General features: G+C 35.3%; 18 protein-coding genes, 1 tRNA gene and 1 riboswitch. Of the genes, 2 read left to right on the top strand and 17 right to left on the bottom strand.

Going from position 1 to position 16,048, the window contains the following annotated elements; genetic code table 11:
• Positions 1-99: 99 nt before the first annotated feature.
• Positions 100-272: riboswitch (Lysine riboswitch) on the bottom strand.
• Positions 273-400: 128 nt separating this feature from the next.
• The 6 genes from ACJQWY_RS01545 to ACJQWY_RS01520 all read right to left on the bottom strand — a co-directional run bounded on the left by ACJQWY_RS01545 (position 401) and on the right by ACJQWY_RS01520 (position 5,550).
• Complete coding sequence (locus ACJQWY_RS01545) at positions 401-760, bottom strand: DUF1634 domain-containing protein (RefSeq protein WP_407076000.1); 360 nt, start codon at positions 758-760, stop codon at positions 401-403.
• On the bottom strand, positions 760-1,599 hold the full coding sequence (locus ACJQWY_RS01540; RefSeq protein ID WP_407075999.1) for a sulfite exporter TauE/SafE family protein: 840 nt from the start codon (positions 1,597-1,599) through the stop codon (positions 760-762). Before ACJQWY_RS01540 ends, ACJQWY_RS01545 begins: the two co-directional genes overlap by 1 nt.
• A 101-nt stretch (positions 1,600-1,700) precedes the next feature.
• Positions 1,701-2,549, bottom strand: coding sequence for a rod shape-determining protein MreC (gene mreC, locus ACJQWY_RS01535; RefSeq protein ID WP_407075998.1), 849 nt, complete (start codon positions 2,547-2,549; stop codon positions 1,701-1,703).
• A gap of 49 nt (positions 2,550-2,598) precedes the next feature.
• The gene (locus ACJQWY_RS01530; RefSeq protein WP_407075997.1) at positions 2,599-3,606 is read right to left on the bottom strand and encodes a rod shape-determining protein; all 1,008 of its coding nucleotides are present in this window, start codon (positions 3,604-3,606) and stop codon (positions 2,599-2,601) included.
• A 126-nt stretch (positions 3,607-3,732) separates the two neighbouring features.
• Complete coding sequence (locus ACJQWY_RS01525) at positions 3,733-4,110, bottom strand: JAB domain-containing protein (protein ID WP_407075996.1); 378 nt, start codon at positions 4,108-4,110, stop codon at positions 3,733-3,735.
• Between the two features lie 204 nt (positions 4,111-4,314).
• Complete coding sequence (locus ACJQWY_RS01520) at positions 4,315-5,550, bottom strand: peptidoglycan bridge formation glycyltransferase FemA/FemB family protein (protein WP_407075995.1); 1,236 nt, start codon at positions 5,548-5,550, stop codon at positions 4,315-4,317.
• Positions 5,551-5,759: 209 nt separating this feature from the next.
• On the opposite strand from ACJQWY_RS01520, the gene ACJQWY_RS01515 reads away from it, so the two are divergent.
• Positions 5,760-5,843 (top strand) — tRNA-Leu (locus ACJQWY_RS01515).
• Positions 5,844-6,043: 200 nt separating this feature from the next.
• Here ACJQWY_RS01515 and ACJQWY_RS01510 read toward each other — a convergent pair.
• Positions 6,044-6,343: a DUF2316 family protein gene (locus ACJQWY_RS01510; protein ID WP_407075994.1), complete on the bottom strand. Its 300-nt coding sequence runs from the start codon at positions 6,341-6,343 to the stop codon at positions 6,044-6,046.
• A 136-nt stretch (positions 6,344-6,479) separates the two neighbouring features.
• Here ACJQWY_RS01510 and ACJQWY_RS01505 point away from each other — a divergent pair, with 136 nt between their 5' ends.
• On the top strand, positions 6,480-6,767 hold the full coding sequence (locus tag ACJQWY_RS01505; RefSeq protein ID WP_407076112.1) for a transposase: 288 nt from the start codon (positions 6,480-6,482) through the stop codon (positions 6,765-6,767).
• 78 nt (positions 6,768-6,845) lie between these two features.
• Here the strand turns inward: ACJQWY_RS01505 and ACJQWY_RS01500 are convergent, their stop codons facing one another.
• The 10 genes from ACJQWY_RS01500 to ACJQWY_RS01455 all read right to left on the bottom strand — a co-directional run bounded on the left by ACJQWY_RS01500 (position 6,846) and on the right by ACJQWY_RS01455 (position 16,048).
• Positions 6,846-8,114: a peptidoglycan bridge formation glycyltransferase FemA/FemB family protein gene (locus ACJQWY_RS01500; RefSeq protein WP_407075993.1), complete on the bottom strand. Its 1,269-nt coding sequence runs from the start codon at positions 8,112-8,114 to the stop codon at positions 6,846-6,848.
• Positions 8,115-8,134: 20 nt separating this feature from the next.
• Positions 8,135-9,478, bottom strand: a complete 1,344-nt coding sequence (locus ACJQWY_RS01495) for a DnaD domain protein (RefSeq protein WP_407075992.1) — start codon at positions 9,476-9,478, stop codon at positions 8,135-8,137.
• 16 nt (positions 9,479-9,494) lie between these two features.
• A complete protein-coding gene (gene coaE, locus ACJQWY_RS01490; protein ID WP_407075991.1) occupies positions 9,495-10,097 on the bottom strand; it encodes a dephospho-CoA kinase in 603 nt (200 codons plus the stop codon).
• Positions 10,098-10,109: 12 nt separating this feature from the next.
• Complete coding sequence (mutM, locus tag ACJQWY_RS01485; protein WP_407075990.1) at positions 10,110-10,934, bottom strand: bifunctional DNA-formamidopyrimidine glycosylase/DNA-(apurinic or apyrimidinic site) lyase; 825 nt, start codon at positions 10,932-10,934, stop codon at positions 10,110-10,112.
• A gap of 147 nt (positions 10,935-11,081) precedes the next feature.
• Entirely contained in the window at positions 11,082-11,957 is an 876-nt protein-coding gene (locus tag ACJQWY_RS01480) for a tyrosine-type recombinase/integrase (protein ID WP_407075989.1), read from the bottom strand.
• Between the two features lie 346 nt (positions 11,958-12,303).
• A complete protein-coding gene (locus ACJQWY_RS01475) occupies positions 12,304-12,744 on the bottom strand; it encodes a hypothetical protein (protein WP_407075988.1) in 441 nt (146 codons plus the stop codon).
• Positions 12,745-13,171: 427 nt separating this feature from the next.
• The gene (locus tag ACJQWY_RS01470; protein ID WP_407075987.1) at positions 13,172-13,576 is read right to left on the bottom strand and encodes a hypothetical protein; all 405 of its coding nucleotides are present in this window, start codon (positions 13,574-13,576) and stop codon (positions 13,172-13,174) included.
• Between the two features lie 21 nt (positions 13,577-13,597).
• Positions 13,598-13,900, bottom strand: coding sequence for a hypothetical protein (locus ACJQWY_RS01465; protein WP_407075986.1), 303 nt, complete (start codon positions 13,898-13,900; stop codon positions 13,598-13,600).
• A gap of 267 nt (positions 13,901-14,167) precedes the next feature.
• Entirely contained in the window at positions 14,168-14,734 is a 567-nt protein-coding gene (locus ACJQWY_RS01460) for a cadmium resistance transporter (protein WP_407075985.1), read from the bottom strand.
• A gap of 1,071 nt (positions 14,735-15,805) precedes the next feature.
• Positions 15,806-16,048, bottom strand: coding sequence for a GlsB/YeaQ/YmgE family stress response membrane protein (locus tag ACJQWY_RS01455; protein ID WP_407075984.1), 243 nt, complete (start codon positions 16,046-16,048; stop codon positions 15,806-15,808).

The raw sequence follows: 16,048 nt of genomic DNA, 5'->3' as shown, positions 1-16,048 counted from the left end.
TTCCTCCCTTACGGACCATCACATTGTTTCATCAACTCAATAAACAAAAAAACGCGGCCTGAAAACACACAGACCGCGGACTAAAAATGTCAAAATCATTTTATCGATAGCGCTCCGCAATGTTTTCCATTACGACAATCCAACCGTTCTTAGCGTCTGGACCAACAAAAAGATATATCTACCCTCTTGTTTCGGCAATGTTCCCTTTCACTGGCTTCCTCATCTATCGACTCCACTAGCTAATCTTGTCCACTGCGACCTCTATTCTTTATTTATTAGAATTTAATTATAATAATATATTGACTGGCTGTCAAGGTACTAATTCGTTTTATCCATATTTATCAATACAATATCCATGGCTTTACGACCGACCCTTGCATATTGTAAAATTGAAATTTAATTAAGCTGCTTTTACCCCAAATAAAATAGCAATCAACAAGATCACCAATACAATACTCGTGATTAAGACATAACGCCAATCTTTAACTTGCGCAAAGACAAAGATAGAACTAATCACTCGTAAAACGGGAGTTAAAATCAAAGTCAACATCCCTCCCATCAACCAAGCATTAGGTTGTAACTGCATCATTCCTTGAAGCAGGCTTCGCAAACTCAGATAATTAAAGTACGGCAGAACCACATTTCGATTTTTAAACACTAACAAAATTGCACCAACTACCATTAATATCAAAGAAATAGCAACTCCAATGCGCAAAATTTTTCCAATTAAAATATCTAAGCGTTCGATTTCATCCTTCATTAATCTAAACCTAGCCCTTTCAAAATCAACTGCAATGCCATCAGCAAAACTACCGGAATAAAGATTTGTCGAATTCTTTTCGCTGGTAAATATTGCATCAAACGCGCACCAATTGATGATCCGCCGATAATTCCAATCGCAATCGGGACTGCAATAACCGGTTGAATCATCCCGCTAAAGAAATAGATGACGGCTGAAGCAGCAGCAGTAACCCCCATCATCAAGTTCGAAGTTGATGTTGAAGGCTTCAGAGGCATTTTCATAACTCCATCCATTGCCATCACTTTAAACGCTCCCGAACCAATTCCTAACAATCCTGAAGCAATGCCCGCTCCAAACATAACCGCTGCACCACCAGGTACGTTTTGTAAATGATATGTCACTTGTTTGCCTAGATTTTTGTCATAGTAAGAATTATCTAGCTGAAGCTTTTTGGCAATTGGATCAGATTTCACTGCTGCTACATCTACAGCTGGGCGGAATAATTTACGCCACATATTCCAAGCTTGAAATACCAATAAGGCCCCAAATAAGAAATATAAAACCGTCCCGTCGACCTTACCAGTTAGCATGGCTCCAATCAACGCTCCCACAGTCGTAAAGATTTCCAAAAACATTGCAACCCGCAAATTCAAAACATCATCTTTCAAAAAGGCTATTGCCGAACCCGAAGAAGTCGCAATGACTGCAACAATCGAAGCAGCAATCGCGTATTTAATATCAATCCCCATTAACGTTAAAACGGGAGTAATAATAATTCCACCACCTAAGCCTAAAATTGAGCCCAACAAGCCGGCAAAAATTCCGACCACCAACATAATGACTGCTTGCGTTATCATTTTTATCTCCTAGTCCTTCATTTATGCAAATAAAAAGTCGATAAAAATCGACCCTTTGTAGAAAACAAGTTATTCTAAATTAACTCATTTTAAATTTTCAATTATTTAGGAATCGCAACTGATACCATGGGAATGTTGTTAAAATCAGTTGAAGGTTTAATATAAATCTTCTTTGACAAACCATAATCATTAGCTTCAACGGAGCTAACTTCACCAACATAAAGACCAGCCGGAGTTACTCCACCCAATCCTGAGGTAGCAACTTTATCACCTGGTTTAATATCTGCGTCCGAAGTAACATATTCCATTAAAATTTTATTTTTACCTTGATCAAAGCCAGTAATTAAACCATCAACAACTTTATTGTCGCCGGCAACAATCCGAATGGCAAATCGATCAGCCGTTTGATTATTATCAGACAACAATTCAACTTTAGAACTGGTAGTATCAACTCTTGAAATACGGCCAATCAAACCACCTGACCCCATCACTGGCATATTTTTCTTAATTCCAGCGTTTGAACCTTGATTAATAATCAACTGTGATTGCCAATTAACTGGTGAACGTGAAATCACCGATGCATTCACAACGGAATAGTCGGTTAGCGTATCATCCAATTTTAATTGTTCCTTTAAAGCTTTATTTTCAGCTTTAGTTACTTGTAATTGTACTTTCGCTTGCGCCAATTCATCCACTTTAGAATTCATTTGTTGATTTTCTTGGTACGTGCTCATTAAGTTACCGACGCTATCAAAACCGTGACTAACACCACCTAATGGTATAGCGGCCACGTTTGAAATCCATCCCGTAATGTCATTGACAATTCGGTTAGGTAACGAAGGACTTTTATCTGAACGCAATGAATATGAACTTAATGTCAGGACCCCAACGGTAATCATTGCAATCAGCACCCCAACGACCAATCGACGTGCAGTAAATACTTTTTTCATATTAAATGCCCTTACTAGCCTTTACGTCCAACCAAATTTCAGCTTATTTCTAATAGTTATTTTTCAATACTTCAATTGATTTCAAGGCTTCACCAGTTCCAACGGCAACGGCTTCAAGTGGGTCTGAAGCCACAAAGACTGGCACTTTGGTTTGCTCTGAAATAGTCGTATCGATATGCTTCAACAGAGCACCACCACCGGTCAAAACAATTCCATGATCAATTATATCAGCCGCAATTTCTGGAGAAGTCTCCTCCAAGGTTTCTTTAATCGCAGTTACAATATCTGCGATGACATCACGCATCGCCGTGGCCACATCAATAGCAGTCACTTCAAGTGTCTTTGGCAATCCAGTTACCAAATCACGACCACGAATATTACTTGAAGGCATCTCATTTGCTGCTTCAATGTCAGCAGAACCAATTTCAATCTTCAAGCGTTCCGCAGTTTGCTCACCGATTAATACAGAGTACTTTTGACGGATATAAGTTGAAACTGCTTCATCTAACCGATCGCCAGCCATCCGAATTGATCGTGATGATACAATTCCGCCTAATGAAATCGTTGCAACATCAGTAGTTCCACCACCCATATCGACAACCATTGATCCCGTTGGTTCCATTACTGGTAAACCAGCTCCAACCGCAGCAGCATAAGGTTCTTCAATGACATAAGCATCCTTAGCTCCAGCCACCCGGGCCGCATCAATAACTGCACGCTTTTCTACGGCAGTTACACCAGAAGGCACACCGATTGTCACATAAGGCTTTCCTCCATGTCCAGCCAAAGCAGTGCCTAAGTAATGCTTTAACATTTCAACTGTTGTATCGTAATCCGCAATCACCCCATCACGCATTGGGCGAATTGCTGTAATTGAACCAGGAGTTCGTCCTAACATATCTTTAGCAGCTGCGCCTACAGCTACAACCTGGTTTGTTTCTTTATTTCTGGCTACCACCGTGGGCTCGCGTAGCACAATACCTTTACCCTCGATGTAGACAAGTGTATTCGCAGTCCCTAAATCAATTCCTACATTTCGAGTTCCAAATGAAAACACAGCACTCACCCACTTTTCTTATATTTATTTCTATATTCAATAATATTCTAAATTTTAGCACAATAGTTCGTGTAAATGCAATGCCTGAAAGCGCAGTCATTCTCGAATTTTGTATCTTTTTATGACCTATTGTTTTTTCAATATTTCCTGTTCGTGAAAACTATAATAATCATGAGCAGTTAATATCCAAAAATCGCAAAGATGAATTTGCATAATTTCACCGCAAACCATCAATTGACGTGCTACTCGCAAATCCGCCGCTGAAGGAGCTTTATTTCCGCTGGGGTGATTATGCAAAACGATGAAGCAATAGGCGTTAATAGCTACTGCACCCCGAAAAACATCACGCGGGTGGACGGTCACATGTGTTAAATCGCCCCGCGCAATTAATTGCCGTCCCAATACATGCATTTGGGAATTTAAAAATATAATCCAACATTCTTCTTGGGGATAATAACCAAGTTGCTTTTGATATTCCTCAATAAGGTGCATAGTTATCGTCATTTGAAATCCTCCATAATTTGGTGGTTTTACTAAATAAAAAACCTTTTATGACTTAACACCACAAATTAATTTTTGATTATCACCTGAGAACGCTAGATAAAAAGCCAGAAATGCTTCTGGCTTTTTATCGAGTAATTTAAAACTGCATGTGAAATTTTCAGCCAAACAACCTAACCCATATTTTTGTTAGTAACTAATTTAATCTTAATCACGTCCGATTAATTTTTTCAAGAACCGATAAACTCGATAACGCATTGGACGAACCGGTGCCTCAAAGCTACCTAGCATCAACTGCGCATAACCACCAAACCGCGTTTTAAATTCAAATACACCATCAGAGCCATCAAATTTACCAGCGATACCTAAGAAATTATATAGTGGAATTTGACGCCGGACTCCTTCACGAATCATGTAATCTTGAATTAATTGAGGACCATAAAAATCGGCATACTCTTGATATGATCCGCCGAAAAGATAACTAACTTCTTGCGGAGTAATGATAAACATGGCAGCTGATATTACGGCGACATCCGTGACACTATCATCCAGCATCTTTCTCGCCGTCGCCACCCTTTTAACCAACGATTTAAGCTGATTATCTAAATTAAGAACCTTTTTTTCATTATCTGGTTTCAAAGCTAATTTATCGCGCTTATTTTGAACCGTTTGTAATTCTTGTTCTACTTTCGTCAAATAATCTCTTAAATTCACTTCTGCAACTAGGAAATAAGCATCGTCTTTATAAATATCATAAGCATGTTCATAATACGTTAATGACTTATTATGAAATCCTCGCCGATTACTGGTATCTTCTGTAATTTGATGAAACATTGGTAACTCATCACGTTGAATCGAACGGACTTTGACGCCGTATTTATGGGCTTTCTTAACATTTTTTTGCACTTGCGTATGATAAAATTTCATGACATTATCCTCTGTCAAGTCTTGCAAATCTTTAACATATTGCCAACTGGCCACTCCATCGGTCGTCATTCCGGTCTTAAAAGGTTGATGTTTAAGCCCAGCATTTTCATACAAAGCTATTAAATCATCATTAGGTTCATTCAAGGCTTTCCCATGATTATCAAAATTTTGATAATACATATCCGGAGTCATTTTTAAAAACAATCCATTTCGTTGTTTTGCATAATCTAGCAGACCCTGTACGAAGAAATTCAATACATCAGGATTATAGTTAATCGCAACTGGCCCATAATCCATCAAAAAGGCTTGCCCCATTTTGACATGCGTCCAAGTAATAATTCCGCCCATCAAAATATCATTAGTGTCTTCATCTAAAACTGCTAAAATTTTAACATTGCGTTGGGCCTTTTCATGGATATGATATTGTCCAACAGATTGGGCAAAATTTCCGCGCGGGCTAGCATCCACGAACTGCTGCCATTCATCTGGACGATTACTTATATCTGCAAAAATCATTCTTATTCCCCCTGGGTTCCTATCGTTTCGTAACATATGTAGCAACAATTATAACAAATTAAGTACCTTGATAAGTAATTTAAATCCAATTTTAAATATTACTTACTAATTCGCGTTTAACTACTGACTCCCATTATATTCTTAATATTTCAATTTGATAACAATCTAGACGGTTAATTTTATTTATGCTAAACTTTACTTTGTATTTTGCCGTTGTGGCGGAATTGGTAGACGCGCATCGTTCAGGTCGATGTGAGAGCAATCTCGTGCAGGTTCGATTCCTGTCAGCGGCATATATAGATAAAATAAACGATTAACAAACGGCTTCATAAACGCATTTGTTGGTCGTTTGTTTTTATGTTGTAACACTTTTGTAGCACTTTTATCTTTTCAATAATATTTTATACACCGCCTTCTACTATTCGTTACTGTTCATTTGCTGTACATAACAAAAAAGCCTACCAACTAGAAATCTAGTCGATAGGCTTTTAGTTTATTCTATTTTCTTACCATTTATATAATCAATGTCTAAAAAGTAATAGTTTTCATGATTTCCTACTAATTTTGAATATTTAATTGGTTCCTTACCATTTTTTCTAATTTCAGTATCCATATAATTCTTTAAAATCCAAGGATCCTCCATCTTAGCGTTCTTTAAATTTAGAATATCATTAATTTTATCTTCATTTGTTCCTAATGCAACTGCGACTTCTTTTGAAGATTTACCTAACAACTCAAAATTACTTTTCAGTTCTTTGCTTGTTCGTTTCCTTTCTAAAAAATTTAATGACATAATATTCACCTCGCTTTGGATGAAGATTATAGTACAACTTGTACCATTATACAATTTATATTTATTACCATCTTGCTTAAAAAATTCAATAGTAATTACCAAACCAGTTAGTAGACCATTGCCTGAATAATCAACCATTCATACTGATCAAGGCTGGCAATACCGTCACAGAACATGGCGTAAGACTCTAAAACAAAACCGTATTTTCCAAAGTATGTCACGTCGCGCGACCGCTCTAGACAATGCGGTTATGGAAAGTTCCTTTAATAAACTGAAGGTCGAAATCGGCCCGTTGAACTATTTTTCATCAGCAAAAGAGTTGATTGTTGAAATTAATTCTTGGATACTGTATTACAACAACTCACGAATTCAATCAAAATTAAACGGCCACTCACCGGTAGAATACCGACAAATGGCCGCATAATCGGCTAAAATATATTACTTTAACTTTTTGGGTACACCGCATCGTCGACGACATTTTTTAAATTTATCTTCTATCTAATTAACCACGGAATTTTTTCAAAGCGTGATATAACTTCAGTTTCATGCCTTGAATAGGCATCTCAAACGTCCCAATCATTTGTTCTGCATGCCCGTTAAAGTCTTTTTTAAATTCAAAAACTCCATCGCTACCATCAAATGATCCATCAATTCCGAACATATTGTAACGTTTAATACCTAAAGCAATTGCATTTTGAATGACCGCATCTTGAATCTGATAAGGGCCATAGAACTCCATATATTTTTCATAAGTCCCCGAATACAAGTACAACATTTCTTGTGGCATCTTAATAAACATCCCACCTGCAATAATCACAGTATCATCAACAGCTTCAGAAGCTAACTTTTCAGCACGAGCAACTCGCTTCATGTGAGACTTCTTTTGATCATCAAATTCACTATACTGACGCTCAAACTTTTGATTATTTGGATATTTCTCAATTTTACCTTGAATTTTGGCCAACTTTTTATCTAAGTCGTCAATCTTACTCTGTTCTTCTGCAATATAATCCGAAAAAGTTAGTTCAGCAACCAAAAACATCACCCGATCACCATAACTATCATAACTAGCCTGATAGTAATCTAAGGTCTTCGTTCCAAAACCAATACGTTCCCCCGTCTCGTAAGTCAAATCGTAAAACTTATTCAATTCTTCATATGGTAATTGGCGGAGCTTCACACCAAATTGCTTATTCTTTTTCAAATAATAACTAATGTTTTTAGAAAAAGTTTTCTTAACCTCAGCGTAGTCACTATCGCCAAATTCTTTTACATACTGCCAAGAAACTTCATCTTTTAGTTTACCTTCTAGCGCTGAATTAACCAAACCACGCTTAAATGGCAGATGCTTAAGCCCATATGAACTGATTGTATTAATCATTGTTTGATCTGGTTGTATTATACCATTTCCATCATTATCAAATTTTTGATAAACCAAATTTGGCGACATTTTAACATACATTAAATGCCGCTCTTTAGCAAACTTCTTTAATCCCTGCATAAACGTTGAAAGTTGTTCTTGATTATTAAAATCCAACAGCGGTCCACGATCAAAGTTAATGCCTTTACCAAAACGAGTATGTTGGTAAGTCGCTTCCCCACCACCAATCACAACATCGTTATCATCAACAATTCCAACGACTTCAGTGTCGATGTCACGCCGGCGCAAAACTTCCAATTGTTGAGATGATTGAGCAAAGCTCCCTTGAGGATGCTGCATCACCATAGCATCAAATTCATCTAATCGATCTTTTAAATTTACAAATTTCATTAAATTATTCAGCCTCCACTTTAACTATTATTCTTTTCTTTTTCTTGCCGTTTTGCATCCATTTGACTCAAAGTTTGCTTCAAAGCCGCCTGCTCTTGATCTGAAACTTGAGTGACCTGTTGATGTTGCCAATCCGGTTGCGTCTCAGCCGTCTGCTTCTGATACGTTGCCGACTTCCGAGCTTGTTGCTTAGTCTTACGATTTCGTTCCCGCTTTTGCAAATGGGTCACGACATCTTGTGCTGTTTTTAACTTCGCCTGCGACCAATCTGAATACGTGCTCTCCAGCACTGCTCGCGGCAAAGTTGTCCTTTTTTCCAGAACACTCAAAACATAGATTTCCATATTAATTACTTCATCTGGCAAACGATTGTATTTAATTAATTGTTCAATACTATTACGCTCACTGCTAGAAATAATTCCACCTGTTTGATTCCGTATATCAGCTAAAAATTCTAATGGTTGCACAGATTGGGCTTGCTTAAACAGCTGTTCCGCAGCGCTCGTTGGCGCTTTTTGATCAGTTTTATTTTTGGGCACATTAACTTCAACTTCTATCTTTCTTTCAGCAGTCACCGATTGGCTTTGTTGATTTTGGAAATCATTTCTCAATTGTTGATCAATCGCTTTGACATTAATCTGGTGATTGACGCCAATATTTTTTTGAATCAAATGTACTAATTTCAATTCATCTAGTCCATACAATCGTTTCCATAACATTAAATCTGGACTAATTGCCTGTAAATCTTGTTTACTAATATTAAAACTCACTAATAATGATTGCATTAATTTCAAATCTAGGCTAGGTTCATTTTTAACCTCTGCTGTTTTTAAAGGAGAAGCTTGAAATGTCTGCGGGGTCGCGAGCTCTGGAATATGATCAAAATTATCTTCATGAATAATGTCAAAAAATCCCTTAGTAATATTTTTACCTTCAATTGTAGGAGGCTGCTCCAATAACTTATCTTTTAACCAATGAAACTGCGACTCGCCAACCTGATTAACCAAAACTTTCACCAACAATTTATCTGATAAAAATTCATCATTTTTAATTGGCGCATGCATTTCATAGACCCATTGTGATTCCAAAGTCAGGACTTGCTCAAATGTGCTCATCAATCCAAATCCTTCTAGCTTCTCACGGGCTCGAACAAAATTTGGTCCAGTAATTCCAATTTGGTCTAACAAAACTGTATGAACAATTTTATTATGGTTCATACGGGGTAAATGCATTAAAGCCAAATACAAAGTTAATGCATCCCCACTAATTAATGGTAGGTACAAGTTACTCAACGTTTGTAACTCGAAAGTTGAAAGTTGCTGCACCCCTTCAACAGAAAATTTATTATTCACATTAAAGCTCACTGCACCTCACCTCCTCTTAGGCCAAACTGTGACGAATTTGCATTAGAATCTGATTCAACTGTTCATTAACATGCTCATCGTTATCATTAATTAAAACATAATCCGAACGTGCTTCTTTTATTTCAAGCGGCATCTGTGCTATTATCCGTTGCTCTGCCTCTTTTTTAGATAAATGACTGCGTTTCAGCAAACGTTTTAGTTGTGTCTGCTTATTTTCAACTGTAACCATTAAAACCTGATCCATCTTAATTAAGTTATCTGTTTCAAAAAGCAAAGGAATCTCTACAAAAACTAACTGTTGCCCACTTTGGGCTAATGCTGATAATTGTTTTGTTAAAATTTGATTGATTAATGGATGCATAATTTGGTTTAATTGTGCTAATTTAGTTTGATCATTAAAAACTAATGTCCCTAGCTTAGATCGATTCAAACCATGTTGTTCGTCTACCATATCCAAACCAAATTGCCGCTCAATTTCAGGTAGAGCTTGCCCGCCTGGTGCAGTTAAATCATGGCTAGCTTGATCAGCATCTAAAACAACATAACCCAATGCCCGCAATTTATGCGCAATTGTGGATTTACCCGTTGCGATTCCACCTGTTATTCCAATCTTTAGCATTGCTTTTATCCCCTAATGTAGTACCTGGCAATGCGGGCAATACGTCGTTCCTCGTTGTGCAACCTTCATTTTTTCTAAAATCGTCCCACAGCGATAACAAGGCTCACCTGCTCGCCCATACACTTTCAATTCATTTTGGAATTCACCAGCTTCACCAAAAGCATTCGTAAATGAATGTACCGTAGTGCCATGATGTTCTGTCGCCACTTTTAATTCATCAATAATCGCACGTCTTAAAATTTTCATCTGTTCCAGCGGAATAGTATTAGCTGGTTGCAATGGATGTATTTGCGCCATCCATAAGGTCTCATCAACATAGATATTTCCTAACCCCGCAATATGACTTTGATCTAATAAGAAGGGCTTAACGGCTCCCTTACGCTGGAATTCTTTTTGCATATATTCCAAAGTTAAAGTTTTTTCCGTCGGCTCTGGCCCGATTTTTGCTAAGCCAGCCACCGTCATCGCCTTATCAGTATCAACCAAATTCATTCGACCAAATTTTCGTGTGTCACGATAAAATAGATCAACATTATCACTCAAATGGAAAGTAATTAAATCGTGCTTGCCCGGCTCAGTCCCTGCAGGCACAGTATAATACGCCCCCTCCATACGTAAATGAGATACTAAAGTCTTCTCTCCACTTAACCGAAATAGTAAATATTTTCCTCGTCGATCAACTCGTTCAATTTTACGTCCGGTTAATTCAGCATCAAACTCTTCTGAAGACATCCCCGGGATTTTTTCCCAACGAACTTCTGCACTCTGAATCGTTTTACCAACTACTAAATTTGTTAATCCTCGACGTACTGTCTCTACTTCTGGTAGCTCTGGCATATACCCTCCTAACTGTTGATGCAACAACAAAAATATATTTTGTGGTCAACTCTGTGGTCAACTTTAACTGTTTATATTAATTTTAAAAATATTTTTTAGCGTTGCAACCTTGTGAAATTTAAAGATGTTTCCTGAATCATCACTTACTCATTGTACCAAATTAATGATTAAAGTATTAACAAATATCAGTAAACTCCAAAAAAACCTGTTATGCCAACGCTTAAACACGCATAAAAAAATAATCCTTAAACTTTTTTGTGGTTCATTGAGTGGGCAATTTTCCAATATTTTACTAAACCGTTCAACAACTTCCTTCTTCGCTTTTGGTGTAACTTCCGCGTAAATGTTTGCCGTAATGGTTATATCTTTGTGCCCTAATCTATCGGCTACTTTTTTAAGGCTCATGCCGTCAGATATTAATAAAGTATCGTGAGTATACCTAAAACCACGTAAATTCAAACATGGTAAATATTCGTCATAATTTTTGTTATACCGTTTAATAAAGCACTCGTTAGCCATTTTTACCGTTACGATGTTCAAGCAAAATATAAAACTGTCATCATTAATCGGATGGCCATTCAATAAAGATGATTTTGATTGTTCTAATTGCCAACTTTTCAGCATCCCCAGTAAAACATTATCTATATCCAAAACTCTGCTTTTATCGTGATTTTTTAAACCTTCATAATACGCATTGATTTTACTTGACAAGCTATATATGTGTGCATCAAATCTTAACGTCATATCCTTAAAATTAACATCATTCCATTTAAGCACTGCAATCTCACCAATACGTGCGCCGGTCCTTAGTAAAATGATGAAGCGCGCAGGTATTTGATTAGATGTGCTCCAATACTCACGTATACCCATTTCAAATAACTTGGCTTGGTGTTCGTTATAAAAGCACACATCACGCTTTGCTGACTTTACAAGTCTAATATGTTCTAGCGGATTACTATCGCAGAGAATATGCTCACTGTCTACCGTATACTTAAATATCTGGCTTGCGTACTGCAATACCATGTTAGAAGTTACATATTTATGCAGAAATAGGCAGAAATTTATTCACCTTGTCTTAAATACCCTTTTATTGATATTATCCAAATAAAACCCGCCGAACAATTTTTTAATCAATATATGTCTTATGTATTGGATAAGGTTTTTTTATGTTGTCCATTATTGGACAATTTGAATATTAGATATTAAACAAAGACAGGTACAAGTCTAGCCATATATAAAGTTAAGGATTTGCGGAATTTTATGTAGATCCGAACAAGATAAGGGCTTAGTTACTGGCTAATCCCTTTTATGTCTGCGCAATATTGCGCCATCGTATATGCATACAAATTTGAAATTAAAAAAGGTAATTTTATTCTAAATTAATGCAATAATTTTTTAAAAATTTAAATGTAGTTATAAGCTCATTAAAACAAAACGCTAACATTATTGAATACATAATATTATCAAAATATGGTCTGACTTGAGTTACTTTTTTATTTTTCCTATCCCATAAAATGGAAATTTTATCCCCTTCATGGAAAAATGTATTTCCTTTCAAACGGACGCCATTTACTTGTTCTACTCCGTAACCATGCTTGAATGTAACACTTACTACTGTTGTATATTTATCAAGACCTTTTGAACTATTATCCTTATACTCATTTCTTATATAAATAACGGTAGCGTTTTTATGTTCGTTATTTATTTCTTTGTAGAAAAAATTAATACTCATAAATACCAAATAAATAAATAAAAATAATTTAAAAATATTAACCCATATTTCTTTAGTTGTAATTTTTTTCTTTAGCATTATTTATCACTACTTTCGTGTATGCAAGTACGTACCGTCTCATGTATTAGCTACCATGAATCACCGAATCAGCATCCCAGATAGTCTTTAGACGGCCACGATATGGTAATAAACAATATTAACCACCTTTTCTTGAGGCCGTGAACATCTTCAAATACCCTTAAGTGAGGCGGTAAAACACCGACCCCCTTTATATTAAGGGTGTAGATTATACCGATATTCCCTTTTTAGGGTGTCCATAATGTCCGATTAGAAATCATTCATATAGTTAGACACCCCTTTTAGAGACTCTAAAACCTCTAAATACCTTTTTGGGATCTACGTAATTTGCACATACTATAAAAAAATACCAAATCAGTACCATATATGCCCAACTCGGCAAAACACCGACACAGATACAAGGTAGCGAATAGTATTCACGCCCTTTTTAAAATGGATATTTTGGACACTTATTAAGTGCATTATTAGAATTATAATATTCCATCAATTTCAAATAATATTTATAGACATACTCATTATCATAACTTAATATCACTTCCATAATATATATTCTTAAAGCGCCGTTTTTAATATATTTAAAACATTTATTTTCAAAATTTTCGTCTCCACTCAAACCATCATTTAATTTAAATTTCAAATAATTTTCGAGATGAAATTTTTGATTGTACTCTCCATTATTATATATATCAGCTAGTATCAACCAATCCCTTCTACCACTCGTTAATTTCTGATCTTCCCTCCCCTCTTCAATATCAAATATTATTTTTGAATACTTAGTATCATCTAAAGTAGTTTTATTATTTATCACATTTAAAACATCGTTAATTTTCACTTAATAACCCTCCAATCATTTTTAATCTTCAATATCAATACGTAGATTGTACATATACGGGGTTCTAAATTGATTTTCTTTAATATAATTCAAATGTTCAATTAAAGAGAAATTTTCATTACCTACAAGTCGATTCAAGATCCTCTCTAACCCTACATAACTTGCCTGAGAAAAGTTAGGATAATATATGTTTGCCATTGACTCTTGCCCTTTAATGACATCTACAGAAATCATTTTTTTATTTTCAATGTCTAAGTTAAATATCAGTACCCTAATGTCGTTTGTTTTAAAAATTATTTTAATAATGAAATTCCACACTTCCATAAAATTGCACAAATAATTTAATGACACTCCAACTTTTAATAAAAATTAAATACAGTACATTTATAACCTATTACATGCCCATAAGTAGGTACATGCTATAACTACATAGCAGAATAACAAGCGCCTTTATAAAGAAATAACACAATTTGTGTTTTGATTGTAAGGACCCGTAAGTCGATATGTACTTACAAGTACACAACGATATTTAACATTTGCAATTGCGACTTAACTTGTTAATGGTAGTGCTCTAAGGTACGACCGTTGTACCTAATTGAATAGAGAAATAACCTTACTTATTAACCCGGTATCAACCATTACAAATATTCCAATACCGATATATATAAGTCTTATTAAACCATCCCCATATTTAAGGAATAACAACTCGACTATTTTAATCTTACCTGCATAATAAGCCAATGTTGTCGTTATTAACGCTAATAAGACTAAGAAAAATCCACTAATTATACATTGATATATCGTTAAATTAGCCAATACAGGCGTAAATAAAGCTAAGTTGTCAACACCACAGGCAGCCAGATATATTAACAATATTTTTAAACTAGATCTATCTGTCTTTTGCTTCTTTAATTCTTTTTCTTCTTTTCTAATACCAAAATAAATAGGTACAAATCCTAATAATCCAATTGACCACATAGGGAGAACTCTTTGGATAAATTGACCAGCCGTTGCACTAATCACAAACATAAGTACAACACCTAAAATATAACCGATTAGCGTATTTTTGAATTTATACTTTTTAATCATTGAGATTAATATAACGAAGAAATCTAAATCCCCACCAATAAATAAACTTGCCATTACAAATAAATACAAAATTTTCTCTTTTCTTTAATTACACAACCGTGGTTACATCCAACTTTGTTAACTGGACATACCTCAAAGTACACCCCATTTATACTGACCTTTTTGCGCCGGCGCCAATATCAACAAGCGTACCTTTAGTTACGTTTACTAAACCTTAGTTATAGCTTCGCTTATTCAGACTAAAAATCTGCCACTATAGACTTAAACATATTTATAACTGCATCATAGTACTCACAAGGAACTCCCAACGTTTCACAAAATTGCAACCAATCATTTACACCAACATAATCTGCCCCCTTATTAAAAGGGTAACTTAGAGACAAAGTATGTGCCTCTGATTCGTTGTTATTTAAAACATCGTAGTTATATTTTAATAGATAAAATCATAGTCGTTTTTTACTTGAGCTTTGCCTAATTTGGACCAGAAGCCTTTTTAGCCTCATCCCCCTATATAAAAAAGTATATATAACATAATTTCTGCAAATAAAGCCACATAAATTACTATTAGGTATTTTTCAATTGATTTTATTCATTATCTCTAAACATGAAATATTGTATATATGTTTGTTATTTAAACTAGTATTCCACTAATCTTCAGAACAACTAAACTTGCAGTAATCAAAGAGATAATCATAAGCCAAATATATACTTGATGTCCCTCCCATTTTATAATGCCAAAGGCTCCAACCAAATACCAGTACATATGTTATTATCATTAACCAATCTACATTAATAACCAAGTTCAAAACAGACGTTATAAGTAGTAATAAAATTACAATAAAATCAAATTTTTTCATTAATTATCTACAATATGATTTTATACAAAAAATAATTAATTACCTACATTGTATATTATATGATAATCAATATATTTTTCGAATCTTACCATCCTCTACCTTTCATCAAATATATTTATATTAAAATAATTTCAATGCGCTTACAAATAACATTTCATGACAAAAATGCATTAATGGTAATATTTTACCTTGCTTGAAATATTGGAACTTCATTATATTAATTTTTTCATATAAAAAAGACAACTAATTCCTTAGTTGCCTCTACAAAGTTAATTTGAATAGATTAACTTTTATTGCGTCCGAATAGCCATGTAACGATAATTACAACGACAACGGCCCCAATAATTGATGGGAAGATCGCCATTCCGGCCATATGTGGACCCCATGAACCTAATAATGTTTCACCAAGCCATGAACCAACCAATCCAGCTAAAATATTGGAAATCCATCCCATTGATGTCTTAGTAATCGCACCACCGATTGCTCCAATAATTGCTCCTACAATAAGTGTCCAAATCCATCCCAT

The organism is Weissella kandleri (assembly GCF_045504165.1).
Taxonomy (GTDB): domain Bacteria; phylum Bacillota; class Bacilli; order Lactobacillales; family Lactobacillaceae; genus Weissella; species Weissella kandleri_A.
The sequence above is the reverse complement of the archived record's forward strand: the minus strand, read 5'-3'. Positions and strand labels throughout refer to the sequence as shown.